23 protein-coding genes are annotated in these 26,502 nt (G+C 71.9%); 15 read left to right on the plus strand and 8 right to left on the minus strand.

Going from position 1 to position 26,502, the window contains the following annotated elements:
• Positions 1–137: quinol:electron acceptor oxidoreductase subunit ActD (locus tag MOX02_RS32030; RefSeq protein ID WP_244948430.1), on the minus strand; the 137-nt coding region annotated here is incomplete at its 3' end.
• A 1,076-nt stretch (positions 138–1,213) separates the two neighbouring features.
• Here MOX02_RS32030 and MOX02_RS05100 point away from each other — a divergent pair.
• The 3 genes from MOX02_RS05100 to MOX02_RS05110 all read left to right on the plus strand — a co-directional run bounded on the left by MOX02_RS05100 (position 1,214) and on the right by MOX02_RS05110 (position 6,270).
• Positions 1,214–3,784 carry an ABC transporter ATP-binding protein/permease gene (locus tag MOX02_RS05100; RefSeq protein WP_147024727.1) on the plus strand — a complete coding sequence of 857 codons (2,571 nt, stop codon included), beginning with the start codon at positions 1,214–1,216 and terminating at the stop codon, positions 3,782–3,784.
• Positions 3,785–3,937: 153 nt separating this feature from the next.
• On the plus strand, positions 3,938–5,161 hold the full coding sequence (locus MOX02_RS05105; protein WP_147024728.1) for a L,D-transpeptidase family protein: 1,224 nt from the start codon (positions 3,938–3,940) through the stop codon (positions 5,159–5,161).
• 206 nt (positions 5,162–5,367) lie between these two features.
• On the plus strand, positions 5,368–6,270 hold the full coding sequence (locus MOX02_RS05110; protein ID WP_147024783.1) for an MBL fold metallo-hydrolase: 903 nt from the start codon (positions 5,368–5,370) through the stop codon (positions 6,268–6,270).
• A gap of 19 nt (positions 6,271–6,289) precedes the next feature.
• Here MOX02_RS05110 and MOX02_RS05115 read toward each other — a convergent pair whose 3' ends face one another.
• The 4 genes from MOX02_RS05115 to MOX02_RS05130 all read right to left on the minus strand — a co-directional run bounded on the left by MOX02_RS05115 (position 6,290) and on the right by MOX02_RS05130 (position 10,742).
• Positions 6,290–7,768: an amino acid permease gene (locus MOX02_RS05115; protein ID WP_147024729.1), complete on the minus strand. Its 1,479-nt coding sequence runs from the start codon at positions 7,766–7,768 to the stop codon at positions 6,290–6,292.
• A gap of 139 nt (positions 7,769–7,907) precedes the next feature.
• Entirely contained in the window at positions 7,908–8,618 is a 711-nt protein-coding gene (locus MOX02_RS05120; RefSeq protein ID WP_147024730.1) for a TenA family protein, read from the minus strand.
• Between the two features lie 10 nt (positions 8,619–8,628).
• Positions 8,629–9,303 (minus strand): response regulator transcription factor, encoded by a 675-nt coding sequence (locus MOX02_RS05125; RefSeq protein WP_147024731.1) that lies wholly within the window; start codon positions 9,301–9,303, stop codon positions 8,629–8,631.
• Positions 9,300–10,742, minus strand: a complete 1,443-nt coding sequence (locus MOX02_RS05130; RefSeq protein ID WP_373866716.1) for an ATP-binding protein — start codon at positions 10,740–10,742, stop codon at positions 9,300–9,302. The genes MOX02_RS05125 and MOX02_RS05130 overlap by 4 nt, the downstream gene beginning before the upstream one ends.
• A gap of 153 nt (positions 10,743–10,895) precedes the next feature.
• On the opposite strand from MOX02_RS05130, the gene MOX02_RS05135 reads away from it, so the two are divergent.
• From MOX02_RS05135 to MOX02_RS05160, 6 genes are all read left to right on the plus strand, one after another.
• Complete coding sequence (locus MOX02_RS05135; protein ID WP_174804880.1) at positions 10,896–11,861, plus strand: DUF6925 family protein; 966 nt, start codon at positions 10,896–10,898, stop codon at positions 11,859–11,861.
• A gap of 223 nt (positions 11,862–12,084) precedes the next feature.
• Positions 12,085–12,990 carry a hypothetical protein gene (locus MOX02_RS05140; RefSeq protein WP_147024732.1) on the plus strand — a complete coding sequence of 302 codons (906 nt, stop codon included), beginning with the start codon at positions 12,085–12,087 and terminating at the stop codon, positions 12,988–12,990.
• A gap of 219 nt (positions 12,991–13,209) precedes the next feature.
• Complete coding sequence (locus tag MOX02_RS05145) at positions 13,210–14,094, plus strand: class I SAM-dependent methyltransferase (RefSeq protein WP_147024733.1); 885 nt, start codon at positions 13,210–13,212, stop codon at positions 14,092–14,094.
• Between the two features lie 164 nt (positions 14,095–14,258).
• Entirely contained in the window at positions 14,259–14,468 is a 210-nt protein-coding gene (locus MOX02_RS05150; protein WP_373866717.1) for a hypothetical protein, read from the plus strand.
• Positions 14,469–14,723: 255 nt separating this feature from the next.
• A complete protein-coding gene (locus MOX02_RS32035; RefSeq protein ID WP_238179420.1) occupies positions 14,724–15,398 on the plus strand; it encodes a hypothetical protein in 675 nt (224 codons plus the stop codon).
• Between the two features lie 196 nt (positions 15,399–15,594).
• Positions 15,595–15,849 carry a hypothetical protein gene (locus MOX02_RS05160; RefSeq protein WP_147024735.1) on the plus strand — a complete coding sequence of 85 codons (255 nt, stop codon included), beginning with the start codon at positions 15,595–15,597 and terminating at the stop codon, positions 15,847–15,849.
• A gap of 187 nt (positions 15,850–16,036) precedes the next feature.
• On the opposite strand, the gene MOX02_RS05165 is transcribed toward MOX02_RS05160, so the two are convergent.
• Positions 16,037–17,605, minus strand: a complete 1,569-nt coding sequence (locus MOX02_RS05165) for an amidase family protein (RefSeq protein WP_147024736.1) — start codon at positions 17,603–17,605, stop codon at positions 16,037–16,039.
• A gap of 208 nt (positions 17,606–17,813) precedes the next feature.
• On the opposite strand from MOX02_RS05165, the gene MOX02_RS05170 reads away from it, so the two are divergent.
• Genes MOX02_RS05170 through MOX02_RS05185 form a run of 4 tightly spaced genes read left to right on the plus strand, consistent with a single transcriptional unit; the run spans position 17,814 to position 21,526 of the window.
• Positions 17,814–18,305, plus strand: coding sequence for a MarR family winged helix-turn-helix transcriptional regulator (locus MOX02_RS05170; RefSeq protein WP_147024737.1), 492 nt, complete (start codon positions 17,814–17,816; stop codon positions 18,303–18,305).
• A complete protein-coding gene (locus MOX02_RS05175) occupies positions 18,302–20,347 on the plus strand; it encodes an FUSC family protein (RefSeq protein WP_147024738.1) in 2,046 nt (681 codons plus the stop codon). Before MOX02_RS05170 ends, MOX02_RS05175 begins: the two co-directional genes overlap by 4 nt.
• Positions 20,344–20,553: a DUF1656 domain-containing protein gene (locus MOX02_RS05180; protein ID WP_147024739.1), complete on the plus strand. Its 210-nt coding sequence runs from the start codon at positions 20,344–20,346 to the stop codon at positions 20,551–20,553. The genes MOX02_RS05175 and MOX02_RS05180 overlap by 4 nt, the downstream gene beginning before the upstream one ends.
• A gap of 31 nt (positions 20,554–20,584) precedes the next feature.
• Entirely contained in the window at positions 20,585–21,526 is a 942-nt protein-coding gene (locus MOX02_RS05185; RefSeq protein ID WP_147024740.1) for an efflux RND transporter periplasmic adaptor subunit, read from the plus strand.
• A 216-nt stretch (positions 21,527–21,742) separates the two neighbouring features.
• Here the strand turns inward: MOX02_RS05185 and MOX02_RS05190 are convergent, their stop codons facing one another.
• Complete coding sequence (locus MOX02_RS05190; protein WP_147024741.1) at positions 21,743–22,267, minus strand: YciE/YciF ferroxidase family protein; 525 nt, start codon at positions 22,265–22,267, stop codon at positions 21,743–21,745.
• A gap of 273 nt (positions 22,268–22,540) precedes the next feature.
• Between MOX02_RS05190 and MOX02_RS05195 the strand changes: the two genes are divergently transcribed.
• Both MOX02_RS05195 and MOX02_RS05200 read left to right on the plus strand, forming a co-directional pair.
• Positions 22,541–22,735, plus strand: coding sequence for a hypothetical protein (locus MOX02_RS05195; RefSeq protein ID WP_147024742.1), 195 nt, complete (start codon positions 22,541–22,543; stop codon positions 22,733–22,735).
• A 55-nt stretch (positions 22,736–22,790) separates the two neighbouring features.
• Positions 22,791–25,523 carry an ATP-binding protein gene (locus tag MOX02_RS05200; RefSeq protein WP_238179422.1) on the plus strand — a complete coding sequence of 911 codons (2,733 nt, stop codon included), beginning with the start codon at positions 22,791–22,793 and terminating at the stop codon, positions 25,521–25,523.
• 27 nt (positions 25,524–25,550) lie between these two features.
• Here MOX02_RS05200 and MOX02_RS05205 read toward each other — a convergent pair whose 3' ends face one another.
• Positions 25,551–26,255, minus strand: coding sequence for a TadE/TadG family type IV pilus assembly protein (locus MOX02_RS05205; RefSeq protein ID WP_238179424.1), 705 nt, complete (start codon positions 26,253–26,255; stop codon positions 25,551–25,553).
• Positions 26,256–26,502 lie beyond the last annotated feature (247 nt).

A 26,502-nucleotide genomic window follows, 5' to 3' on the forward strand; every position in this document is an offset into this window, starting at 1 on the left:
GGGCGCCCGCCGATGAGGACGGTGTAGTCGAAGGCCGTGGCGTAGATGCACAGGGCCAGGAACCCGCCGACGCCCAGCAGCGCGCCGAGGATCGCGTAGGGCCGGATCGTGCGGTTGGCGATGCGCAGCGCCCGCACCGTCTCTGGAATGGGGATCGGCCCGTGCGCGGGGCTTCGGCGATTCCTGCAGCCAGCCGAGATCGGCGTGCGTGCCGTCCCCGATCGTGGGGTGCGGGCGGAACACGGCCTCGATGCCGTGATCGCCGACCATCACAGGTGCGGGTGCGGGGTGTTTCGCGGCCGCCGACGCGCTCTCGGGAGGCAGCGCGGTGTCGGCGAGGAACCCCGCCCGGAGGGCGTCCGCGAAGCGCTCCTCGAAGGCGGAAGGCTCCTCGCCCTCGCCGCGCCAGTGGTCGCGCAGCAGGCTCCGACCGTCGCCCGGATCGCCCCGTTCGTGTGCTCCGACTATCTCGGTCGCGGTGCGACCATCGTAGAGCGGCGCGATCACGGGCTGGATCAGCCCGACCGTCTGGTCGCGGGAGCGGGCGTCGCTCCAGGATTCGAGCGGGTGGGCCAGCGGCAGGTGCCAGTCGGCGTAGACGCCGGTCATGTTCCAGACCTGATCGGACGTGCGGAGGTACTTCTCCGGGTTGCGGTGGCAATCGAGGCAGAAGCGCATCTCGAACGCGTTCGCCCGGTAGGTCATCTGCATGGCGGTGATCTCGCCGTGGCAGGTCGAGCAGCCGATCCGCTTCGTCACCTGGACCGCGTGATTGTAACAGACGTATTGCGGCAGGCGGTTCAGCCGCACAGCGCACGATGCCGGCCGCCAGGATCGGCAGGCCCGCGATGCAGGCGATGCCGGTCAACAGGGCGAGGCGGTAGAGAGCGTCGGTGCCAGGCGAGAAGAGCTGGCTCATCGCCCGGCGATCCCGGCCGGCGGAACGCGAGATGGGTCGGCGTAGGAGGCGTACCGCTAGCCGTGTCCGTCCGCTGGAACGAGGGAACCCGAACGAGGCATCGCCTCACGCGTCTCAGTGGCAGGAACCGTGCCGCTGGGTGGAGACGGCGCAGGCGCGGCACGATCAACGGCGCGGGGCGCTCGCGCTCACCTGACGGGATCGTGACCGTCTCTCGGGTGCGCGGCCGCGCTTTGCGAGCGGGCGGGCGCACCGTAAGACCGCCCTGGACCCGAGCTCGAGCCCCGGACGGCGATGGAACGCGATCCGATCCTCTTCGCGTGGCGCGCGGCGCCGCGCCGCCACGCCGCCGCGGTCGGGCTTGCGCTCGGCATCGGCGGGCCGCTGGCGGCGCTCGCCCTGCTCTGCCTGCGCGATCTCGTCGATACGCTCGGCCGCGACACGGCGTCGACGCTCCCTTACCTCCGCCTGAGGCTGCCGGGCGTCGATGGCGGCCTTGTGCTGGCGGAGGGCTGGCCGCTGACGCCGGTGGGGCTCGAACTCGCCGCCTTCCTCACGCTGGCCGGCACCGCACTGGCGCTCGCCGGGCTCGGCTGGATCATCGCTCGGCTGTGCTTCTCCGCCGAGGCGCGGGCCGCCTGGCAGCTTCGCCGCGCGGCGACCGACGCCATCCTGCACGCGCCGCTCGGCGCCCGCGACGAGGCGCGCGGCCTCGCGCATCTCGTCGGGGCGCTGCTCGGCCGGATCGACGGGCTTCTCGCGGTCGGGGTCCTGGTCCCGGCGCTGACCGCCGGTGCGGTCGTGATGTCGGCGCTCGCAGCACTCCTCGCGGCGCCCCGCCTCCTGCCGGTGGCGGTCGTCGGTCTCCTCGCCTCCGGCCTCGCCGGCGCCCTGATCCTGCGCACCGGCCGGGCCCGGGCCGAGCTGAGGCGCAGCGTCAGCGGCCTCGCCGAGCGTGCGCTCGTGGATCTCGTGCGGCGCCTGCCGGCGGTCCGCTCCCACGGCGCCGCCGCGCAGGAGCGCGTGCGCCTGCGGGCGAAGGCGCTCGCCAGCCGCGGCGCCCTCGGGCGAGCCGAGGCGCGCCTCGCCTACGCGCGGGCCCCGGCCGTCGCGCTCGCCGTTCTGCTGCCGGCACTCGCTCTCGGCGCGGCACTCTGGCGGGGCGCAGCGACCCCGGGGGCGCCGCCCGCGGACGTCGTCACCGCCGGCTCACTCGCGGCGGCGGGCGGCGCCTTCGCTCTCGCCGCCCTGCTCGTCGCCGTGACGCTGCGGCTCTGGGTCCTCCGGGCGGAGGTCGCGCCGTCCTTCCGCGAGATTTCCCGGGCGCTGAGCGACCTCGAGCGGCGGCGCCCGCGCGGAAGCGCGCACGCGCTCCCGGTGCCGGAGGCCGGGCCGCTGGCGCTCGCCGGCGTGAGTGCCTACGAGCCCGGCTCCGGTGAGCGCCTCGTCGGCGCCGATCTCGTCCTGCCGATGCCGGCCCACGCGGCTATCACGGGCGGGCGCGGCAGCGGCGCGCGGGTGCTCGCGGGCGTCCTCTCGGGCCAGATCGAGCCGACCTCAGGCTCGGCGACCTTCGCCGGACTCGACCTGCGCAGCTTCGATCCGGCCGAGCGCGCCCGGCGCATCGCCTACGCGGCGGGCGAGGCCATCCTGATCGAGGGGACGCTGCGCCAGAACATCCTCTACGGCGTCGATCCGGCCGCGGTGATCCAGGAACCCGTCTTCGTGGAGACGCTCCGGATCACCGGGCTCGACAGCTTCGTCTACGCGCGCGGTCTCGTCGGCCGGATCGACCCGGATGCCGACCCCGAGCTCGCCGGCGCCGTCGTCGCGGCGCGCCAGGCCGTGCGAGCGGCCCTCGCCGCCGACAATGCCGAGCGCCTCGTCGAGCCCTTCGATCCCGAGCGCTATAATCATCAGGCCACGGTCGGCGAGAACATCCTGTTCGGAGAAGCGGTCGGCACGGCCTTTGCCGCGTCCAATCTCGGGCGTCACCCCTATCTGAGGGCGGTGCTGGAAGCGGAGGACCTCACGCGTCCTCTCGTCGAGATCGGGCTGCAGGTCGCCCGCAGCACAGTCGAGATCTTCGCCGACCTGCCGAACGACCACCCGCTCTTCGACGCGTTCTCGCTGTTTCCCGCCGCCGAGCGGGCCTATTTCGAGGATCTGGTCGCCCGGCAATCCGAAGCCAGCGGCTGGCGCCGCGGGCCTGCCGGGCAGCGCGACCGGGAGCGCCTGATCGGCCTGTCCCTGCGCTACAGCGAGACGCGCCACCGCTTCGGGCTGATCGATGCGGCCTTCGAGGAACGACTCGTCGCAGCCCGCCGCTCCTTCTCGGCGATGCTGCCCATGCATCTCAAGGGACAGGTCGAGTTCTACGATCCGGCCCGCGTGAACGCGGCGGCGAGCCTGGAGGAGAACCTGCTGTTCGGCCGGATCGCCTACGGCGAGGCCGGGGCCGAGGCGCGGGTGCGCGCCGTGGTCCGGCGGGTCCTGGCCGACGAGGACCTGGAACGCTCGGTGTACCGGCTCGGGCTGGAGAGCAGCGTCGAACCGGGGCTCGTGGGTGCCGGCAGCAGCCTCGGAGAGGGTGCGATCGGCCCGCGCGAGCGCGTCGCCATCGATCTCGCCCGCTGCCTCATCCGCGACCCGGACATCCTCGTCGTCGCGATCCTCCTCGACGAGCGCAAGCCCGAGGATTTCCGCGAGCGGCTCGCCCGCCTGAGGGCGGCGCGCGCCGGCCGCGGCCTCATCGTGTGTCTGCCCGACGCGGCCGATCTCGGCGCGCTGCCGCCCTTCCACGCCGTGGCGAGCGTCGCCCGCAACACCGTCGTGGCTGCGGACGAGGAGCGGGTTCCGGCCTGAGCGGGAGCTGGCGCCGGTTTCCCTGCCGCCGCAGTCCGTTAGGACAGGGTGCCAGCCTCAACGGCGCCGCAATGCGCCGCCAGGATCCCGAATCGTGCGGGCCTCGTGCCGCACCGGCGGGCCGTCCGGCACCGTCGCATTTCCAGGCCGCCCATGCTTCCTGCCACAGCCGGACAGCTTTTCCGCGTCGTCGGCCTCCTCGCGCTCGGCGCTTGGCTGCAGCACGGCGCCGCGGAGGCGCAGAACGCCAAGGCGGAAGCGCCGATCCCGGCCGCGACGCTCGCCCTGATGGCAGCCAAGGGCAGCATGGCGTCCGCGCCCGTCCTGTTTCGCGCCTTCAAGAAGGAATCGGAGATCGAGGTCTGGAAGAAGACCGCGGGCGGCCGCTTCGTGCACATCAAGACCTTCCCGATCTGCCGCTGGTCCGGCCAGCTCGGCCCGAAGCGGAAGACCGGCGACCGGCAGACTCCGGAGGGGTTCTACACGGTGGCCAAGAGCCAGATGAACCCGAACTCGCGCTACTATCTCTCCTTCGACGTCGGCTACCCGAACGCCTTCGACAAGGCGCACGGCGGCACTGGCTCGGCCGTGATGGTCCACGGCGTCTGCTCGTCGATGGGCTGCTTCGCCATGACCGATCAGGTCGTAGGCGAGATCTACGCGATCGCCCGCGACGCGCTCGCCGGCGGTCAGGGGGCCTTCCAGTTCCAGTCCTTCCCGTTCCGCATGAGCGCTGCGAACATGGCGCGCCACCGCACGGACCCGAACATCGCCTTCTGGCGCCAGCTCAAGGAGGGCTCGGACCGCTTCGAGGCGACGGGCGAGGAATTGCAGGTGAGCGTCCAGGGTGGGCGCTACGCCTTCGCGCCTTCGAAGGATCCGGCGAAGGAGAACACGGTCGCGATCCGCCGCGCCGCGGAGGAGGCGCGGATCGCCGCTCTCGTCGAAGATGGCGCGGCCGCGGTGCGCACCACCTACTCGGACGGCGGCCAGAACCCGTTCTGGGCCGCGCTCGCCCAGAAGGGCGTCTCCCTCGGCGAAGTCAGCCGGCCGGAGGCGCTGGCCTACGCGGGGCAGGAGGTCGTCGTCATCCCCGCGCGGCGTCCGCCGCCGCCCGTCCCCGAGACGGTATGGGCCGCCTGGATCGCACCCGGGAGCGGGCTGTCCTTCGATCCGGTCTCCGCCCGCTTCGTCGCCGCATACGAGCGGATGCCGGACCGCTTCGCGCCGGCCGCGGCGAGCTACGCAGAGACGCTTCCGAGGCTGGTCCGCGTCGCTCTCGACGCCCCAGCGACCGATCGGAACGCCCTGCCGGCCGGGCTCTGGGCGCTCGCCGGCGACCCGTCCGCCCACGCGGGCCGCGTGGCGCAGCGCTGAGACGGGGTGGGGAGAACCGGAATGCATGACCCGCGGAGTGTGCGCGCACGCACATCGGTAACGCGCGCCGGTCACCACCTCACAGAGCGTGGAGAGCGCGAAGCATCTCCTGCCTGCCGGCTGAGCCGAGCAGGCGCATTGACGCCGTCGCGCCGAAAGGTTCCTGATCGCGTGGGATCAGGACAGTTGGTAAAACGACCCCGATGATGATGTCGAAACGTCCTGCCCCGGAAAGCGGCCTGTCGCTGCGTTTCTGGGGCGTCCGCGGCTCAACTCCCGTCAGCGGACCCGATTACGTCGAGTTCGGCGGCAGTACGCCGTGCCTGGAGGTCCGCTGCGGCGAGCGCCTGTTCCTGATCGATGCGGGGTCGGGCCTCTACAATTGCGGCCAGTTCCACCGGGAGACGATGCCGAAGACGGTCGACCTCCTGTTCAGCCACCTTCACCTCGATCACACCGGCGGTCTCCCCTTCTTCAAGCCCGCGGTGTTCGACCCCGAGCGGACCGTCCACACCTACTGCGGCAATCTCGACGGCGCTTCCGCAGAGGAGGCGCTCGGCCGTCTCTTCGCGCCGCCGCTCTTCCCGGTTACACTGGACGTGCTTCCCTGCACGATTCAGCACCACGGCTTCAGGGCCGGCGAGACGCTGACGTTCCCGGACGGGATGCAGGTGGACACCATCCTCCTGAACCATCCTCAGGGCTCGGTGGGCTACCGCTTCGAGCACGGCGGCAAGCGCCTCTGCGTGATCAGCGACATCGAGCACAGCGATCCCTGGCCCGACCCGAAACTCCGGGACTTCGTCGCCGACGCCGACCTGATGGTCTACGACGGCATGTTCACGGACTGCGAGTACCCGACCTGTCGCGGCTGGGGTCACTCGACCTGGCAGAAGGGTGTCGAGCTCGCCCGCGCCGCCGGCGTGAAAGCCCTCGGGATCATCCACCTCCATCCCTGCCACTCCGACGATCGCCTGAGAGCCGTCGAGGCCGAGATGCAGGCGGAGATGCCCACCGCCTTCATCGCCCGCGAGCGGCAGGTGGTGCAGGTGGGGGCGCCCGCCCGCAAGATCCGCAGCAAGGGTCTCGCGCTCGCGGCGATCGCATGAGCGCGAGAGGCGCTCCGCCTCAGCGTCTCGCCTGGCTCTCCTCGCGCCCGATGCGGCTGTTGCGGCGGCTCCAGGCGAAGTAGATCACGAGGCCGATGCCGAGCCAGACGAGGAGGCGGATCCAGGTCTCGCCGTCGAGCGACACCATCATCGCCCCGCAGCTCAGGATGCCCAGGATTGGCACCAGCGGCACCAGCGGCGTGCGGTACTCGCGCTTCGCGTCCGGCTGCGTGCGCCGCAGGATGATCACCCCGAGGCAGACGAGCACGAAGGCCAGCAGCGTGCCGATGCTCGTCATGTGCCCGAGCTGGCTGATCGGCAGAAACCCGCCGAGTGCGCCGGTGAAGACCATGAAGAACAGGTTCGAGCGGTAGGGCGTCTTCCACTGAGGGTGGATGCGGGAGAAGAGGCCCGGCAGCAGCCGGTCCTGCGACATGGTGTAGAAGACGCGGCTCTGGCCGAGCAGCAGCACGAGGATCACGGTAGAGAAGCCGGCGATGATGCCGAGGGTCACGAGGTTCTTGAGCCAGGGGAACGGCGTCTGCGCGATGGCCGTGTTCACCGGAGCCGCGTCGCCCCGCATCGCATCGTAGTGGACGAGGCCCGTCAGCACGCCCGCGAACAGGATGTAGATGACCGTGCAGATCGCGAGCGAGCCGAGAATGCCGATCATCATGTTCCGCTGCGGGTTCTTGGCCTCCTGGGCGGCCGTGGAGACGGCGTCGAAGCCGATATAGGCGAAGAACACGACGCCGGCCGCGCGCATGATGCCGCTCCAGCCGTACTCGCCGAAGGTGCCGGTGTTCTCGGGGATGAACGGCACGTAGTTGGCGGGCTTGATGTAGAACAGGCCGACGCCGATCACCGCCGCCACCACGGCGAGCTTGATCATCACCACCGCCGCGTTCACCCGCGCCGACTCCCGGATTCCGACCATCAGCAGGTAGGAGCAGGCGCAGATGATGACGATCGCCGGCAGGTTGACGAGGCCATGCGCCGTGGTCCCGTCGGCGAGCTGGTAGGTCTCGAAGGGCGAGTGGACGAGGTTGCCGGGCAGGTCGATGCCGAACTCGTGCAGGAAGCGCACGACGTATTTCGACCAGCTCACGGAGACGGTCGCGGCTCCCACCGCATACTCGAGCACGAGATCCCAGCCGATGATCCAGGCGACGAACTCGCCCATCGTGGCGTAGGCGTAAGTGTAGGCCGAGCCTGCGACGGGGATCATCCCGGCAAGCTCGCTGTAGCACATGCCGGCGAAGGCGCAGCCGATCGCCGCGATGGCGAAGGAGATCACCACCGCCGGCCCCGCATGCTCGGCCGCCGCGATGCCGGTCAGCGAGAACAGGCCCGCCCCGATCACCGCGCCGATCCCGAGCCCGATCAGGCTCCAGGGTCCGAGGGTGCGCTGCAGCTTGTGCTCGCCGGCCTCCGCGTCCGCGTTGAGGCGCTCCAGGGATTTCGTCCGCAGGAGGTCGCTCGTCAGGCCCGCCGTCATCGCTGTCAGCTCCTTGCTGGAAGAAGGGCGCAAGCCCCCGTGCCGTCGTGCGGCAGCCCCCGTCAAGCTAGCAGAGCGCGGCCGACCGACCAGCCTGCGGACGGGTGAACGCGAGGAATTCGTGCCTGGCCGGCAAGGATCAGACGGGCCAGACCGCCTCGCGATAGGCGCCGTCCCAGAACATCCACTCGAGGCGGGTCGCGTGCGCGAAGGCCCGGTGCATGCGCGCCAGCAGCGCGGGCGCCGCGAAGGCGGCGGCCTCGTCCGTCGCCGCGATCATCTCCGCGACGGCGCGGGCGAAGTCCTCGCCCGCGTAGGTGTCGATCCAGGCCTGGTACGGGTTGCCGGTTGCCGCCCGCGCGTGGATGTCGCGCCCGACCTCGGCGTAGATCCAGAAGCAGGGCAGGAGCGCCGCGAGCACCACCTCGTAGGGCTCGGCGTAGGCCGTCGCCAAGAGGTAGCTCACGTAGTGATCGCAGGCGGGCGATAGCGGCGTGGCGGCAAAGGTCGCGGCGTCGATCCCGTAGGCGCGGAAGAAGCCGCCGTGCAGCGCCCGCTCGACCACGATGGCGGTCTCGGCCGCGCGCGCGAACTGCACCATCCTGTCCGGGTCGGGAGCCTTCGCGGCGGCGATGCTGAGCGCGCGCCCGAAGCCGATGAGGTAGTGCGCGTCCTGCACCATGTAGTGCCGGAAGCGCTCCGGGCCGAGGCTTCCGGCGGCGAGCTCGGCGTTAAACGGCATGGCGCGGATCACCTCGTAGAGATCCGCGTTCCGGGCCCAGGCCTGCGTCGAGAAGTGCGCCGCCTCGTCTCGATCCACGCTCGGTCCTCCGGACTCGCCCGTCAGCATCGAACGGTGGTCATCCCTGCCGCTGTGCCTGCGTCACCGCCACGTGGATGAGCTCCGCCAGCGTGCGGACGCCCAGCTTCTGGCGCATCTGCGAGCAGGCGTTGGTGATGGTCTTGTAGCTGACGGACAGATCCGTCGCGATGGCGCCGTAGGACTTGCCTTGGGCGAGCCGGGCCAGGATCTGCTGCTCGCGCGGCGTGAGCTGGGATTCAGGCGTCCGCCGCGCGTCGGTGCGCAGCATCGCGACCTCGGTGGCGAGGCGGCGGTCGAGGTAGACCTCGCCGACGCGAACCCGCTCGAAGGCGTCGTAGAGCTCGGCCGAGGCGTGGTCCTTCAGCACGTAGCCGAGGGCGCCGGCCTCGAGGGCGCGCGCGACGATCACCGGATCGTTGTGCATGCTGAAGACGAGGATGCGCGTTTTCGGCTCGACCGCCTTCATGCGGCGGATGAGACCGAGCCCGGCGAGGCCGCTTCCCTGGAAGGTCAGGTCGCAGATCACGACGGGCGGGCGCAGGCGGTGAAACAGGCGGTAACCCGCCACGACGCTGGTCGCCTCCGCCACGGTCTCGATGCCGGCGTCCTCCAGAACCCGGCGGCACCCCTGCAGGACGATCGGGTGGTCGTCGATCACCAGGACCGGAAGGCGGGTGGTGACGGCGGTGGTGTTGGACGAGATCGCGTTCATGGCGGCACGCTGGCCCCTGCTTCTTCACCCCGCTCGGCGTCCGCGGGGATGGTGATCCGGACAACAGTGCCCGGTGCGGCGTTGTCAAGTTCGAAAGTCCCGCCGAGCGCCTCGACGCGCTCGCGCATCCCCGACAGTCCGAGCCCGACCCGATGGTCCGGCTGCAGGCCGAGCCCATCATCGGTCACGTGCACCACGATCATCTGGTCGTGCGTCTCGCGCGCGATCGCGGTGACCTGCGCCGCCTGTCCGTGGCGGACGGCGTTCGTCATGCTCTCCTGAATGCAGCGGAAGAGGGTGAGGTCGACGAGATCGCCGTAGCCGCGCGCAAGATCCTCGAACTGCCCGGCGAAGGTCGTCGCGGGATGGCGGCGCGCGAAATCGCGGACGAGGAGGTTCAGGCATTCGGCGAGCGGGACCTCGCCGAGGGCGTGGGGCCGCAACCTGTTGAGAAGGTCGCGATTCAGGGTCTGAACCTGCCCGACGATCATGCTGATGTCGGCAGCGCGCGCGGCGAGCTTGTCGCGGTCGGGCGTCGCCTGACCCTGCGCGATGCGGCCGACCGAGGCCGCGTTGGCTTCGAGCGCGAACAGGCAGGGCCCGAACTCGTCGTGGAGTTCGAGCGCGGTGCGGCGACGCTCGTCGTCCTGCGCAGTCAGAAGCTGGCGGTTGAGGCGCCCGTTGGCGGCGCGCACCTCGGTCAGCGCCTCGGCGACGCCGTTGAAGCGCTCGGCGATGATGGCGAGCTCGCGGGAATCCGGCGGCTCGAGGCGGGCCGTGTAGTCGTGGTGCTCGAGTTGCGTCAGGCCGTCCGCGAGGTTCCCGAGCGGCGCCAGCACCCGTCCCAGCGCGAGGTAGAGGGCGATGAGCATCGCGGCGTTGATGCAGAAGGTCGAGACGGAGAGCGCCACGGCGTAGCCCCAGACCTCGTCGATCTCGTCGAGCGGCTCGGTCACGATCCGGGCCGTGCCGATCTGCCGCCCGGCGGCGACGATTGGCAGCACGTGCTCCTGGATCGGCGGCGCGATCATCCGGGAGAACCATGTGGGAGCCACGTGCTTGTCCGAGCGGAGCCGCGTGAGCGCGACGCCGACTTTGCGGCCCGTCTCGTCGAACAGGGAGACCCGGACGTGCCGTAGTGCCTGAAAGCGCAGATCGAGGGTCTGGAGGAGCCTGTCCGCCGGTGTATCCTCTGCGAGTCGGATCGTGTCGGCCACCAGGAGCTCGACCGTGGCGAGCGAGGCGCGCGTCTCCACAGTCACGGCCGAGCGGGCGTTCAGCACGATCACCCCGCACGAGACGACCGCAGCGATGACGTCGATCATCAGGACGACGGCGATGAGCCGGGCGCGCGTCGGCAGTCCTGCCCAGAAGGCGAGGCGATGCGGTCGGGAAGAGGATATCGTCGGAGCCGTGCCGGCGGTGTCGGTCATCGTCATGGAGCAGGGCGCCTGCGCCCAGACCTTCAGAATCGCAAACGGTGCCGCCGAAGTCCACGCGCCTGGAGCAGGGGTCCACAGCCGGTGCCGCGCCGCTCGCGCTTGTGAAACACGCCGTGCGCGGCTAGCTCGGAGCGTGTTGGACGCAGCGTCATGCACGGGACGAACGCGATCGCCGATCTCCTGCGCGCCGGTCTTGCGGATGCGGACACGGCCTGGAGCCTCGGCACGTTCGGAGCGGCGGCGGTGTTCCGGCGCTCAAGGGACGAGAGCGCCACTCCTCTCGAGGACGGGCGCCTCGGCGTCGTGACGCCGCGGGGCGGCGTCGGCCTGAAGCTGCCCGATGCGACCACAGCTTTCGCCTACGAGACCGCGCTCGGCGAGAACTGGAGCCACGCCGTCGCACTCTGCCTCCCGTGCGGTTTCGAGAATGGCGAGATCCGTCCGGCCGTGACAGAGCTGGGACCCGACGATGAAGCGCTCCGTTCGACGGACCGGGACGGGATCCTGTTCGACCTCGGCTTCGGTCTCAGATCCTGCGCGCCGTGCCTGCGGACGCGCGACCCCGGTGCGCTCGCGACCCTGCGCGGAGCGTGCGGCACTCCCGGCCTCGATCCGCAGGATCCCCGCCTCGCGGCGATCCCGCCCGGCGCGCTCACCCTGGTCTTCACCGGACCGCTTGGCCGGATCGAGGTTGCGGGCGATGCGGGCGCCGGCGGGCCGCGGGCTCACGTGGTGGCGAGCGTCCTGCGGCTCGGCCGCAGCCACGCGGCGACGGCGCCGATCCCGGCCGGGTTCGTCCCGCACGCCTACATGCAGCCTCCGCATCCCTGCAAGGACGCGGCGAACGCGCCGACCGAATTCGACGTCGCCCGCCACGACGCCTTCCAGACGCTGCTGGCGCGCTGGGGAGACCCTGAACTCTTCGCCCTCAAGAAGCACTGCCTCGGGCGTGGCGAGCGGCCGCACCGGATGCCGGATCGATGGACGCGCAGCGTCGAGAAGGTCGCCCGCCTGCAGTCCGACAAGCTGCGAGCGAGTTTTCCACAGCCTTCAGGTCTCGCCGAGGATCACGACGGAGCACTTCCAGTCGTGTCCGGAAACGAAGCCTTAAGTTGATCACGGTTAATCCGGGGCTTCGAACACTCGTCATCGCGATGACTGAGGAAGCGCGGGCGGACATCTTTGCGCCGTATTGTCCCGCTCATCTCGTCCACCAAGGCTGTTACCGCGTGCTGTTCGACCTGCGCCGGAGAAGCCGACGGCGCGGCAGCGCGCCGGGATCGGTCAGGGGGAGCGCCGGTCCATAACCGTGCGTCGCGTTAGGAAGAGACCCCGCCCGATGATGAACGTCTCAATCGATCCGTCGGAAGCCCGGACCGCAGCAGTCTCGGGCGATGCAGAGCCGAGTCGGCAGGCGGCGACCACGTCGCGCCCCGCGCTCGGCGGCAAGCTGCGCATCGTCCTGCTCGGCGGTCTGGCGCTCGGCGGCGTTGCCGCCTTCTCGTCCGCCTCCATGTCGTTCCTCGGCGGTCTCGCCGGTCCGCCGCCGAAGCCGATCGCGATCAACCGCTCGGCGGCCGATTGGCCCGACCTGCGCGACGGCGTGCCGGCCCTCGCTACCGGAAGCGTCGCCCGTGAAGCCGCCGTCGTGACACAACCTGCGGAAACCCCGGCCTTGCCCCTGCCGGAGCCCGTCGCGCCGTTGCGGGCGGCGCTCGACGCGCAGGCGCAACCCTCCGAAATCGCAGCGCCGGCGCCGCAACCCGTTCCTGCCCGGCCGGCCGCCGAGAAGGTCCCGGCCAAGCGCGCGCCGATGATCGAGAACGTCGCGACGGTCGCGCCGGCCCGCGAGGCCGTGGTGGTGAGCGCGGTCAAGACCGCCCACGCGCTGAGCCCCGCCCGGTCTCAGACCGTGAAGGCCCGCACCGCTGACGTCGCGTTCGCGGCACTGCCGCCCGAGCCGGCGAAGGAGACCGCGAAGGAAGCGGCCAAGGAAGCTTTCAAGGACGCGCCGAAGGAGGCCGCGAAGCCGCGGTCGAAGACCGCCGCAGCCAAGCCCCCCGCCGCGAGGAAGACCGAAGTGGCCTCGGCCGAGCCGGCGCCCACGGCGGCAGCCGCCGACGAACCCGAGACGACCGAGGTGTTCGGCCTCAAGGTGCCCTCGCTCGCCCCGGCGGGCCGCAAGCTCCGCGAGAGTGTCGAGGCCCTCGGCGAGGCCGTGAAGGGGCTGCCGGAGAAGTTCTGAGGCGAGGAGCCGCGTCCCGGACGCCCGGAGCGCGGCGCCTGCGGGCGGAGGGTGGTGCGTTCCGCCGGCAAGGTTGCGACCGCACGGGGCTCGGCGCACGCTTCGGGTCTCTGACGTGGCCGGATATCATGGTGCTTCGGACGGCGGACCGGATGTCGCGAACGCGACCCGGTCGAGGGGCGGTCGCCGGCTCCGAACCTGACCTGTCAGGAGGCGGCCATGACCAGCACTACGGCTCCGACACCTCAACCCGCGTCCACACAGCCGGCCGGCAGCGCCGGCGGCCCGCAGAGTTCGACCGTCCCGCAGCCGGATTTCAAGGCGATCAAGGAGCGCCAGCGTGCGACCTGGTCGTCGGGCGACTACGCGGTCGTCGGCACGACCCTGCAGATCGTCGGCGAGCGCCTGTGCGAGGCCGTCGATCTGCGGTTCGACGAGAGGGTGCTCGACGTGGCGGCCGGCAACGGCAACGCCTCCCTGGCGGCCGCCCGCCGCGGAGCCGACGTGACGGCGACCGATTATGTCGGCGCGCTGCTGGAGCGGGCCGGGGAGCGCGCGGCCGCGGACCGTCTCAGCATTCGACTGCAGGAAGCCGACGCGGAGGCCCTGCCGTTCGAGGACGGCAGCTTCGACGTCGTCCTGTCGACCTTCGGCGTGATGTTCACGCCGAATCAGGAGGCCGCCGCGCGAGAGATGCTGCGCGTCTGCCGCACCGGCGGGCGGATCGGGTTGGCCAACTGGACGCCCGACGGCTTCATCGGCCAGCTCTTCCGGCTGATCGGCCGCCATGTGCCGCCGCCGCCGGGTCTGCGCTCGCCCGCGCTGTGGGGCACGCCGGAGCGGCTCGACGAGCTGTTCGCGGGCCACGAAGTCGCCGCGACATCGCAAGTATTCAGCTTCCGCTATAGGTCGCCGGAGCACTGGCTCGACGTCTTCCGGACCTTCTACGGCCCCACGAACCGGGCATTCGCGGCGCTCGATGGCGAGCGGCAGGCAAGTCTCGAGGCGGACATCCTCGATCTGCTGACGCGAAGCAACCGCGGCGGGAGCGAGACGCTGATCGTCCCGAGCGCGTACTTGGAAGTGGTCGTGACGAAGCGCTGATCCCGGCAGGGGGACGGATTCGCCCTCGCGCGAGCAGCCTTCGGCGTGCAGGTGCGGGATGCACCGGATGATCCGCTCGCCGCAATCGAACCTGTGCGCGAGCCGGCCGTTGGCATGGGATGCCGCGCAGCGCCATCGTCTGGAAACAGGATCGCATCGCCGACGTGCCCCTCCGTCGCTTCGTCGGGTGCGTCGGCCCGATCGAGGTGGGCTCCGTCGAGTATGACGGCACCCACCAACTCTGGACGTGGTGGAGCCCGCTCAACGACGAGGCCTGGGGCCATGCGGCGAGCGAAGTCGGGGCGAAGCAGGGCTTCGAGGTCTGGCTCCGAGGTTGGCTGGAGCATTTCCGGCCCCTTCTCGAAGCCGGATGACGCCCTCCCTGATCCGCGTGGCGGCAGTGGGCGCGGCTCCGCTGGCCGCCTCTCGTTGCGTAATCGGAACGTCATCGTCCGCGTCCCGGCAGCCTGCTGCGTGTAATTGCCAGCCTTTCCACTGTCGGTCGGCTTCGGCACCGAGCGTTGCCGTGCGCGCGGTCAGAAGACACCATGTGACGGCGCGTCCAAGGACGATGGATCGTCCTTCGTCGCGCGAAACCCTCCCGTCCGATACGCTGGTGCGGGTCGAAGATGGCAGCGTTGATCTCGCCGGACAGGCTCGCGTCCCGCCCCGTCGACGGGCGCGGCTTTCCCGTTCCCTGGTTCGTCGCCTGGGTGGACGGCACGCCGGATTTCCGCTGCGTCGCTCCCGGCAAGCTGGAGGAGGCGGTCCGACGCTCCCTCTGCTGGGTCTGCGGACGGCCGCTCGGCCGCTTCAAGACCTTCGTCACCGGCCCCCTCTGCGCGGTGAACGGCGTCTCGGCGGAGCCGCCCTCGCACCGGGACTGCGCCGAGCATTCGGCTCGGGCCTGCCCGTTCCTGTCGAGGCCGAGAATGCGGCGAAACGACAAGGATTTACCCGACGAAGCGCCCCATCCGGCCGGGCGGATGATCGACCGCAATCCGGGCGTCGCGCTGCTCTGGACAACGCGGAGCTACCGGGTCTTGCCGGTGGCGGGCGGGGCGCTGTTTAGCGTCGGGCCACCCGTTTCGGTGCAGTGGTTCGCCGAGGGGCGGGAGGCGCGGCGGGCGGAGGTCGTCGCGTCCCTGGAGAGCGGCCTGCCGCTCCTGAGGTCGGAGGCGGAGAAGGACGGGCCGGAAGCCCTGGCGGTGCTCGACCGGCTGTACCGGCAGGCCATGCGATGGGTGCCGACCGAGGCGGAATCCGGGGGCCGTAGCGCCGCGGGCGAGGGCCTCGGCCGGTGATGCGCGAGATGCTTCGGCGATCTTCGAGGTGCCAAAACCACCGTGATGGTCGACGATCACGGACGAGGTCCGGCAAGAGGTCCCGCCGCGCCGACCGTACGGTCCGAACCTGCCTCCCGCCTTCTCGCGGCCATAAAGGCCAAGCTCACTGCGGGCTGTCGCAGAGTAGCTACGTTCGAGTACCTCGGAGCTGCTGATGACCCTTGTTCGCGCACTCGCACCGAGCGCCCTTCTGCTGTGCCTGCTCCTGGCCGCGGCGAACCTGCTCGTCGACGGACCTTTGCTCGCAGCCTTCGAAGGCACCCCGAGGCCACTGGCAGCCCCGGTCTGCCAGCCCGCGGCCCGGATCGCCGACGCCGACGCGTCGGGCTGGATCGACCCGCCGCTGCGCCTGTCCGCGGAGCGGCGGCGGGAGGCGGCGGCGACCGCCGAGGAGCCGGCCGAGGAGTGACGGCGAAAGCTCCTCGCTTTCAGGTTGTGCAGCCGGCAGGCCGCGTCGCGCGGCGTGCCGGCCCGGTCCGAGGGAGCGGCCCCGGCCTCTCGGGGTCGGGATCGCTGGCCTCGGCTCATACCCGCCGGACGGGCGCGTCCGATGCGGCCGGCCTCATCGCGCGGATGACCTCATCGCGCGGATGACCTCATCGCGCGGATGAGCCGAGCGGCGGCGCGCTCGCCGGCGGCCGGCGCAGCTTCGTCGCCTGCTCGAACGCGTAGGCGAGGCCGAGAAGCCGCCCCTCGCTCCAGGGCCGGCCGAGGAGGTCGAGGCCGATCGGCACGCCGAGCGGCGCCGTCTCGCTCGGCGCCGAGAAGCCGGCCGGCACGTCGATGGCCGGAAATCCCGTGAGCCCCGCCACGATCCCGCTGCGATCGGCCTGGTTCAGCTCGCCGATCGGCACCACCAGCCGCTTCTGCAGCGGGTAGACCAGCGCGTCGAGGCGCTCGGCCTCGAACACCGAGGCGACATGCGCCTTGAAGGCGGCGATCCGCGCGAGCCGCGCCTTGTATTCCGGCTCGGCCATGCCGTCCTGGCGCGCCTCGGCGCCGGTGAGGAACGTCTCCAGCGCCGCCTTGTGGAACTGCCCCGAGGCGATGATGCCGGCGAGATCCTTGTGCGGGGCGTTCGGGATCGTGGCGAGGTACGGGTTGAACAGCGCCTTGAACTCGTAGGTCTGCACGTCGTTCTCGGCGTTGAGCCGGTTCGCCTCGAAGGCCGGATCCTCGATCGGCACCAGGGTGGCGCCGGCCTTCTCGAGGACGTCGAGGGCCTGCTCCATGACGCGGTTCACCTCGGCGTGCTCGGGCTTCGTGCCGAACAGCGGCCTGACCACGCCGAGGCGCGCGCCTCTGAGCGCGTCGGGCTTCAGGGAGGCCGCGTAATCCTCGGGCGGCCGGCCCGCCGCGGCCGCCGTGAGCGGGTCGTCGGGATCCGGGCCGGCCATGGCCTGCAGAAGGGCGGCCGCGTCGGAGACCGTCCGGGCGATGGGGCCGATGGCGTCCTGCGTCTTCGACACCGGCATGATGCCGCTCAGGCTGATCAGGCCCTGCGTCGGGCGCAGGCCCACGAGGTTGTTGGCCGAGGCGGGCGACCGGATGGAGTTGACGGTGTCGGTGCCCGTGCCGGCGAGCGCGAGGTTCGCCGCGACGGCAGCCCCGGTGCCGCCGCTCGAACCGCCCGGCGTGCGGGTCAGGTCGTAGGGGTTGCGCACCTGCCCGCCGAGCGAGCTGACCGAGACGCCGCCCTGCGCGAATTCCTGCAGGTTCGCCTTGGCGAGGACGATGGCGCCGGCCTCGCGCAGCTTCGCGACCGCGAACGCGTCCTTCGCCGGCTGCGCGCCCGCGAGCGAGGCGGAGCCGCCGGTCGTGGGAAGCTCGGCGGTGTCGTAATTGTCCTTGAGGACCAGCGGCACGCAGGCGAGCGGCTGCGCGGCGAGGCGCCCGCGGTCACGGTCGAACGCCTCGGCCTGACGGAGCGCCTGCGGGTTCACCGCGCGGATCGCCGCCAGCCTCGGCCCGGCCTGATCGTAGGCCGCGATCCGGTCGAGATAGGTCTGCACGAGGTCGCGGCAGCTGATCCGCCCCGCGGCGAGAGCCTCGCGGACGCCCGCGATCGTCGCCTCCTCGACCGGGAAGCGCTCCTGAGCCCGAGCGGGAGGGCCGAGGGCCGCGATCGCGACAAATGCACTCAGAGTGGTGATATGCCTGAACATGAATCCTGCCGGTCGAACTAAGGGCGCCCACCTCAGGCATAGGGCGGGCCAAGTCGCCGGACAGGGCGGGCGGCAGGGTCGCGGCGTCGGCACGATCGCGCCCGGCCCGAGGAAATCCGATCCGCGAGATCGGTTGCTTTATAATAGATAGGATACTATCTGATTGGACCGGGACGGCCCGAAGTCCCGGCTACCGTGGGTGTACCGGATGCCGGACGACCATGCGCTCCTGCTGCGCGACTGCACCCAGGCCCTCCTCCTGGCCGGCCGGCAGTGGCGCCGCGTCGCCGATGCGGCGGCGCAGGCGCACGGGATCTCCGACGCGACCGCGCTTCCCCTGGTGATGATCGGGCGCATGGCGGGCGAGCCGCGCCAGAACGCGCTGGCCGAGGCGATCGGCATCGAGGGCCCGTCCCTCGTGCGCCTCCTCGACCAGCTCTGCGCCGCCGGACTGGTCGTCCGCAAGGAGGACCCGACCGACCGGCGCGCCAAGGTCTTGAGCCTGACGCCCGCGGGCGAGGGGATGGTCGCGAGGATGGAATCCGAGCTCGATCGGCTGCGGGAGGCGGTGTTCGCCACCCTCAGCCCCACCGACATCGCGGCGAGCCTTCGGGTCTTCCGGGCCGTCATCGATTTCGGCCGCGCCGCCGCCGTCGCGCCGCGGACCGCCGGGCGGGCAGCGGTGGAGCCTGAGGCATGACCCTTCCGGGCTGGCGCGACTGGGCCTTCGCCGTCAAGACCTACGCGGCCGCGATGCTGGCCCTGTTCCTCGCCATGTGGATCGACCTTCCGCGACCCTACTGGGCGCTCGGCACGGTCTACATCACGAGCCAGGTTCTCGCCGGGGCGACGCGCTCGAAGGCGCTGTACCGCGTGCTCGGCACGCTGCTCGGCGCCGTCGTGTCCGTCGTCCTGGTGCCGAACCTCGCCGACGCGCCGGAACTCCTGACGCTCGCCATCGCGCTCTGGGTCGGCCTCTGCCTGTACGTGTCGCTCCTCGACCGGACGCCGCGCAGCTACCTGATGATGCTCGGCGGCTACACGGCCGCGCTGATCGGGTTCCCGGCGGTCGGGCAGCCGGGCCAGATGTTCGACACGGCGGTGGCCCGCGCGGAGGAGATCACGCTGGGGATTCTCTGCGCCGCGCTCCTGTCCTCGCTGGTGCTGCCGCAATCGGTAGCGCCCGTGATCGCGGCCCGGCTGGAGGCTTGGCTCGGCGACGCGCGCGGCTGGGTGGTGGACGTCCTCGGGCGGGCCCGCGCGGCCCGGGACACGCAGGCCAAGAGGCTGCGCCTCGCCTCCGACGCCGTCGCGTTCGACGCGCTCGCGACGCCGCTGCGGTACGACATGACGGGGGCGGAGCGCTCGGCCGAGGCGATGGCGACGCTGCGCCAGCACATGCTCATGTTCCTGCCCATCGTCTCGGCGATCGCGGACCGGATTGAGACGCTGGAGCGGGCCGGCGCGCTGCCGCGCCGCGTGCGCAGCCTCCTCGACGAGATGGCCGCCTGGCTTGCCGCCGGCACGACCGATCCGGAAACGGCGGCGCGCCTGCGCGCCGAGGCGGACGCGGCGGACCCGGTGCTGCAGGCCCGCCCGGCCTGGACGGACCTCGTCCTCGCGAGCCTCATGGCGCGCCTGCGCGACTTCATCGACCTGCGGCAGGACACGCGCCTGCTGCAGCGGCACATCGCCGAGGGCAGGCCGCTGACCCACGACCTCGCCTTCCGCTACACGGCCGCCGCCCGCACGATCCGCCATCGCGACCACGGCATGGCCCTCCTGTCGGCGATCGGCGTGTTCCTCTCCATCGTGCTCACCTGCACGATCTGGATCGCGACCGGGTGGCCGGACGGCGCCGGCGCGCCGATGATGGCGGCGGTGGGCTGCTGCTTCTTCGCCGCGCAGGACGACCCCGCGCCGCTCATCGTCGGCTTCGCGAACTCGGCGCTCGTCGGGGCGGTCGGCGCCGGCATCTACCTGTTCGGGGTGCTGCCGCTGGCCACGAACTTCGAGATGCTGGCCCTCGCCCTGGCGCCGGGCCTGCTCGCCTGCGGCGTGTTCATGACCCGGCCCCGGACCGCGCCGCTCGCGCTCGGCGCGGCGGTCAACGGCTCGGCGATGATCGCGCTGGAGGGCAGCTACACCGGCGACTTCGCCGCCTTCACCAACACCGCCGTCGCGGTCGTGGCCGGGATGTGGGTGGCGGCGGCGGTGACCCGGCTCGTGCGCTCGGTCGGGGCCGGCGTGACGGCCGGGCGCCTGCGCCGGGTCAACCGCCGGAGCCTCGCCCGAGCCGCCGAGCGCCGGGGTGCGCAGAACGGGCTGGAACTCGCCGCCATCATGCTCGACCGGGTGGGGCTGATCGCCCCGAGGCTCGCCGCCCTGCCGCCGGAGGACGCCGCGTGGACGGCGGACCTCCTCGCCGAGGTCCGGGTCGGGATCAACCTCGTCGAGCTGCGGCGCGACCGGCGCCGGCTCGCGCCGGAGGCGCGCGACGCGGTGGAGCGGCTCCTCGCCGAGCTGGCGCGGCACTTCCGCAACCGCGCGGCGGCGGCGCCCGACGGCCTCCTCGCGACCCTCGACGCGGCCATCGGCGCCGCCGGGCAGGACCCGGAACCGCCGGCGCACCGCGCCGCGCTCCTCGGCCTCACCGGCATCCGCCGGGGCCTCTTCCCCGAGGCGCCTCCCTATCCGGCCGCGGCGGACGCGCGCGCACCTACGGCAGGTTTGGCGGCATGAGCGGCGAACTCGACATCTACGGCGTCTTCGTCCCGAGCCTCGCGGCCGCGATGCTCGGCGCCTTCCTCCTGTGCCTGATGGCGCGCCGCGTCCTCGCCTGGGCCGGCGTCTACCGACTGGTCTGGCACCGGCCGCTGTTCGACCTCGCCCTCTACGTCGTGCTGCTGGGATGCATCGTCTCGGCCGCGATACCCCTGACGTCGTGAACGCTCCCGCACTCCATCGTCGGCCTCATCCATGACACGGCTCATCGCCCTCTCGTTCCGATTGACGGTCACGCTCGCGATGGTGGCGCTCGCCGCGGTCGTCGGGCTCGCTCTGTGGGACTACTACATGGAGGCGCCCTGGACCCGGGACGGGCGGGTGCGGGCGGACGTCGTCGCCGTGGCGCCGGACGTCTCGGGCCTCGTCACGCAGGTGCTCGTCGCCGACAACCAGGCGGTGCGGCAGGGCGACGTGCTGTTCCGGATCGACCCGGAGCGCTTCACGCTGGCGCTCCGCCAGGCCGAGGCGATCGTCGAGGGCCGGAAGGCCGCCGCCGAGCAGGCCGCGGCCGACTACGCCCGCTACAGCAAGCTGAGCGACGCGGCCGTCTCCCAGCAGAAGGTCGAGGCGGCCCGCGCCGCGGACCTGGAGGCGAAGGCCGCCTACGACCAGGCGCTCGCCGACCGCGACCTCGCCAAGCTCAATCTCGAACGCTCCGCCGTGCGCGCCTCCGTCAACGGGCGCATCACCAACATGGAGCTCCGGCCCGGCGCCTACGTGACCACGGGGCGGGGCGTGATGGCGCTCATCGACGGCGACACCCTGCGGGTCGAAGGGTATTTCGAGGAGACCAAGCTGGCGCGCATCCATGTCGGCGACCGGGCGCGGGTCCGGCTGATGGGCGAGCCGACCCCGCTCTCCGGCCATGTCGAGAGCGTCGCGGGCGGCGTCGAGGATCGGGAGCGCTCGGCGGGCTCGAACCTGCTCGCGAACGTCAACCCGACCTTCGCCTGGGTGCGGCTGGCCCAGCGCATCCCCGTCCGGATCCGGCTCGACGCGGTGCCCCCGGACGTGAGGCTCGTCGTCGGCCGCACCGCCACGGTGTCGGTCGACGAAGCGGACGAGGCCGGGCGGCCCGGCCTGCTCGGGTCCTGGCGCCGGATCGCGGGCGCTGCCGCGCCGGGCGGGCGCTGAGCGAGCCCCTTTTCCGCCCGTCATCGTGAGGCGCCGCAGCGCCGGGACGAGGCCCGCGACGGCGTCCGGCGTGAACAGGAACTCCGACCCGTCCGGCAGAAGCAGGCCGTCGGATCGGAGTGCTCCGGTATCGGAACGATCGCGAGGCGCGGCCGCGGGCTTCGCGCCCGCGGAAGCGCGTGCCCGCCTCAGGCCGACCTGCTCAGGCCGACTTGCTCAGGCCGATTTGCGGCCCGATCCGCCCTCGGCGGCGGCGCCCTCGACGTTGATGCGCTCGGCGATCTGCGTGAGGAGCTGGTCGGTCTTCTTCTCCTCCTGCAGGGTCTCGTCGAGGAGCTTGGCGGCGTCGCCGTAGCCGAGCTGGGCCGCCCAGGTCTTCAGCGTGCCGTAGCGGGCGATCTCGTAGTGCTCCACCGCCTGGGCGCAGGCCGCCAGCACGGCGTCGGCCGCCGGGCTGTCGCCGAAATCCTCCAGATCCTCCTCCATCTCGGCCGTCAGCCCCTGCATCGCCTCGCAGGTCTTGGCGCGGGCGGACTTGCCGATGATCTCGAACACCTGCTGCAGGCGCTCGACCTGGTTGGCGCTCTCCTCGGCGTGGGTCTCGAACGCCTGGCGCAGCTCCTCGTGATCGGCCGCCTTGGCGGACTTCTTCAGCGCACGCACGGACTGTTTCTCCGCGTAATAAACGTCCTTGAGCGTCTCGTAGAAAGCATCGTGCAAGGTTTTATCTTTGGTGGCCATGTCGTCGCGCCTTCCGGATCAGAAATGAACGGGCGTCCGGGAGTGGTCTCACCGGCATCCCTTGCCGTGAGAACGTGGCAGCAGGCTCGCGGCTCCACTCAGAAACCTGTGCGCGGCTCGAAATTTTCCGGGAACTTTATCCGGTGGTCCGCCACGGTACGCCGCGCATCCGCGCGGGCGCCGACGCGTCGTCTCGCCGCCCGACCGGTCGTCGGAGCCGCGGAACGGCACATCGCGGGTGCGGTTGGACAGATGTGCAGACGGGAGGCGTGGATGCTCGAGATCATGCGGACGGCCCCACTGATGTTCGCCCTCGGCCTGAGCGCGGTCTACGCACAGAATCCGGCGCCCGGTGCGCCGACGACCGCCCAGGACGACAGCGGCATCGGCCCCTGGCCGTGGGTGATCATGGTGGTCCTGCTGATGGCGGCCCTCATCTGGAACTACCAGCGGCGCCGGGGCCGCTGAGGCGGCGCGCGGACGGGCCGGCCGATAAGACCCTGCAAACGCCTCGCGTGCGATCGTGCCCGCCGATCCCGTCGGTTGGCAGACCATGGCCCGCGCGCAGTCCTCCACCTCTCTCGCGAAGCGCCTCGGGCGCGCCGTTCTCAGCGCCGTTCTGATCGCGCTCTTCGTCGGGACGGGCCTCGGCGTCGTGAGCGAGGTCAACCGCTACGCGACCGACAAGCGCGAGGCGCTGCGCACCGTGGCGAGCGTCTTCGCGAGCGCCACCGCCAAGGCGCTCGCGGCGGGCGACGTCGAGGCCGCCGAGAGCGCCCTGCGGGCCATCGCCGCGCAGCGCGACTTCACCTACGTCGCGCTGGCGCGCCGGGACGGGTCGCTGTTCGCCGAGCAGGGGCTCGGCCTGCGCCTGAGCGACGACCTCGATCTCGGCGGGGAGGACGGGCTCTCGCCGCTCGATCTCGCCCGGACCCGCTCCGTCCGCCTCAGCGTGCCGGTGGTCGACGGGGGCCGGGAGGTCGGCACGGTCACGGTGGTGGCCGAGACCGCGGACCTCGCCGGGCGCGTGCTCGCGGTGCTCCGGAACGCGGCGTTGGCGGCCGCCCTGGCCCTCGCCATCGGCCTCATCGTGGCCTGGCGCCTTCAGCGGACCCTGACCGACCCGCTGCGCGCGCTCGCCGAGACCATGAACGCCGTGCGCGAGGGGCACGACTACACGAAGCGCGCCGCCGTCTCGACGAACGACGAGGTCGGCGCCCTGGCGGCGACCTTCAACGGGCTGCTGACCGCGATCCGGGACCGCGACAGCGCGCTCGCGCAACACCGCGCGAGCCTCGAGCAGCAGGTCAGCGACCGGACGGTCGACCTGCGGGAGGCCAAGGAGATGGCCGAGGCGGCCAACGCCGCGAAATCGACCTTCCTCGCCACCATGAGCCACGAGATCCGCACGCCGATGAACGGCATGCTGGTGATGGCCGAGCTCCTGGCCGCCGCCGCCGACCTGCCGGCCCGGCAGCGCCGCTACGCCGAGGTGATCGCGCGCTCCGGCCAGAGCCTGCTCGCCATCATCAACGACATCCTGGACTTCGCGAAGGTCGAGGCCGGCAAGCTCGAACTGGAGCGGATCCCGGTCTCCCCGGCGGAGCTCGTCGACACGGTCGTCACCCTGTTCGGCGAGCGCGCCCGCGCGAAGGGCCTCGACATCGCCGCGCACGTCGCGCCGGGCGTGCCGGCCACCTTCGCGGGCGATCCCGTCCGCCTCGGTCAGGTTCTCGGCAACTTCGTCAACAACGCCCTCAAGTTCACCGAGACAGGTCACGTCCTGATCCGGGTCGCGGCGCTCGACGGGGACCGCGTCGAGATCGGGGTCAGCGACACCGGCATCGGCATCCCGGCCGACAAGCTGCCGACGATCTTCTCGGCCTTCTCCCAGGCCGACCAGTCAACCACGCGCCGCTTCGGCGGGACGGGGCTCGGGCTCTCGATCGCGCAGTCGCTGGTGGAGGCGATGGGCGGCGAGATCGGCGTTTCGAGCACGGTCGGCGCGGGCTCGACCTTCTGGATCCGCCTGCCGGTCGAGGCGCTCTCCGCCGCGGCGCCGGTGCGGCGGCTCCCGGCGGTGTCGCCTGTCGTCCGCTGCGAGGGTCTCGGCTCCGCGACGGAGGCTGCCGTGCGCGAAGCTCTCGTCGAGGCCGGCTTCGCGCCCGGCGCGGGCGGCGGCCCGGCCCACCTGATCGCCACCGCCACGTCCCTGTCGGGGCTCGGGCGCCGGCCGGAGGGGGCGGGCCGCGTCCTCGCCCTGGCGCCGATGGGCGACCCGACCGGCGCGCAGGTGCTCAAGCTCGGCCTCGCCGACGAGGTCCTGCGCTGGCCCCTCGTCCAGGCCGAGTGGGGCGCGGCGCTCGCCGCGCTCGCCGAGGACCGTCCCTTCACGAGCGTCGAGCCCCGCGCCCGGCCGGAGCCGGCGCTGCCGCGCTTCGAGGGGCTCAGCGTCCTCGTGGCGGACGACAACGTGGTCAACCGCGAGGTGGCGGCCGAGGCCCTGCACCGGTGCGGCGTCACCGCGATCCGCATGGCCGAGGACGGGCGGCAGGCGCTGGACCTCGCCCGCGGCGGCGGCTTCGACCTCATCCTCATGGACGGCAGCATGCCCGTTCTCGACGGGTTCGACGCGTCCCGCGCGATCCGGGCCGGCGAGGCCGAGGCCGGCACGCGTCGGGTGCCGATCTTCGCGCTCACCGCGCACGTCATCGGCACGGCGGCCGACGCATGGCGGGAGGCCGGCATGGACGGCGTGCTGGTGAAACCCTTCACGCTCGCCGACCTCGCCCGGGTCCTCGCCTCCGTCGCGCCGTCGGCGGCCGAGCGCGCCGAGCCGGAGGCGGCCTCCGCCGAACAGCCCCCTTCGCCGCGCGACGAGCCCGCCGAGGCGCCCCTCCTCGACCTCCACACGCTGGCGAGCCTGTCCGAGATGGCCGAGGCGAGCGGGCCCGTCTTCGTCGAGCGCCTGCTGCGCCTGTTCCGGGAGCACGCGCCGACGGCTCTCGACGCGCTGCAGGCTGCGGTCGCGGCCGGGGACGTCGCCGCCGTCGCGAGCGCGGCCCACAACCTGAAGTCGATGAGCGCGAATATCGGCGCCGCCGCCCTCGCGCAGAACCTCGCGCAGGTGGAGCGGGCCGCCCGCGTCGACGGAACGTGCTGCGAGCACGCGCTCCTGCCGACGCTGCGGTCCTTGTGCGAGGAGACCTGCGCCGCGCTGGAGGGCCACTTCGCGCAGCAGCGGCGTGCGGCCTGACGGGGCCGGCGCCCGCAATCCGAGGGGTCAGGCCGGTTCCTCGGCCGGGCAGGGCTGCCCGCCGGGCAGGACGACCTCGTCCCGGCCGTTGACGCTCTTACCTTCGCGCACCGGCCACACGGTCGTGTAGGAGAAATCCCACCCGTTCAGCACGGGCACGTACCGGAAGATCGCGTGGTACCGCATTCTCACCTCGGCCATGACGAAGCGCGCGCCGCTGAGCCTCATCCCCATCGGCGCCGGGCCGATCGTCGCCGAGACCTTCCGGGGCACGTCCTTCTGCGCGGCGCTGGAGCAGACCTTGGCGACGTACGCGTCCCGCACCCGGTAGACGCCGGCCGAGGTCAGCACGATCCGCGCGTCGCCGACATCGAAGGGCGTCGCGACGGCCTGGGCGGCTGCGTAGACCTCGTCGAGGCTCTGGAAGTCGTTGCGCGAGATCAGGTCCGCCATCGTGCTGGCGCCATGCGCGAGGCGCCGGCCCGTGGAGAAGGCGCGCGGGACATCGACGGTGGCGCTGAAGAGGAGGAGCAGGACGGGCGCGATCAGCGCGAACTCGACCGCGGTGACGCCGCCGCGGGCCGGCCCGAACCGGCGCAGCAGAAGGCGGAGGGATGGTGCGGCGGCGCCGGGCCGGCCCCGCGCGGCCTCGCGCGGATCTTCGCGGGTCAGGGCCGGGCCGCAGCCTGCGCCGGCTCCCGGCGCGGCTCGCGCCGGAGGGCTTTCACCCACGAATGGACGGATCGACGGAGGCATCGAAGGGGCTCGACCAGCACACGCACCCGTTCCTGATGCGCCCGCAAGTGCCAATGCCCGGTAAAGCGATTCCCGCCGGATTGGCTTGTCAACCGATTTGCCTGGCGCCGCCCCTCGAAAGCGGCGGCGCCGGACAGGTTCGGGGCCGAACCATGAATGCAAGTTAAAGTTATGCTCTCGGCCGATGCTTCGCGTGGTTTCGCTTGCGCGAGCAAGCAGTCAT

It is taken from the genome of Methylobacterium oxalidis, from assembly GCF_007992195.1.
In the GTDB taxonomy this organism is placed as follows: Bacteria; Pseudomonadota; Alphaproteobacteria; order Rhizobiales; family Beijerinckiaceae; genus Methylobacterium; species Methylobacterium oxalidis.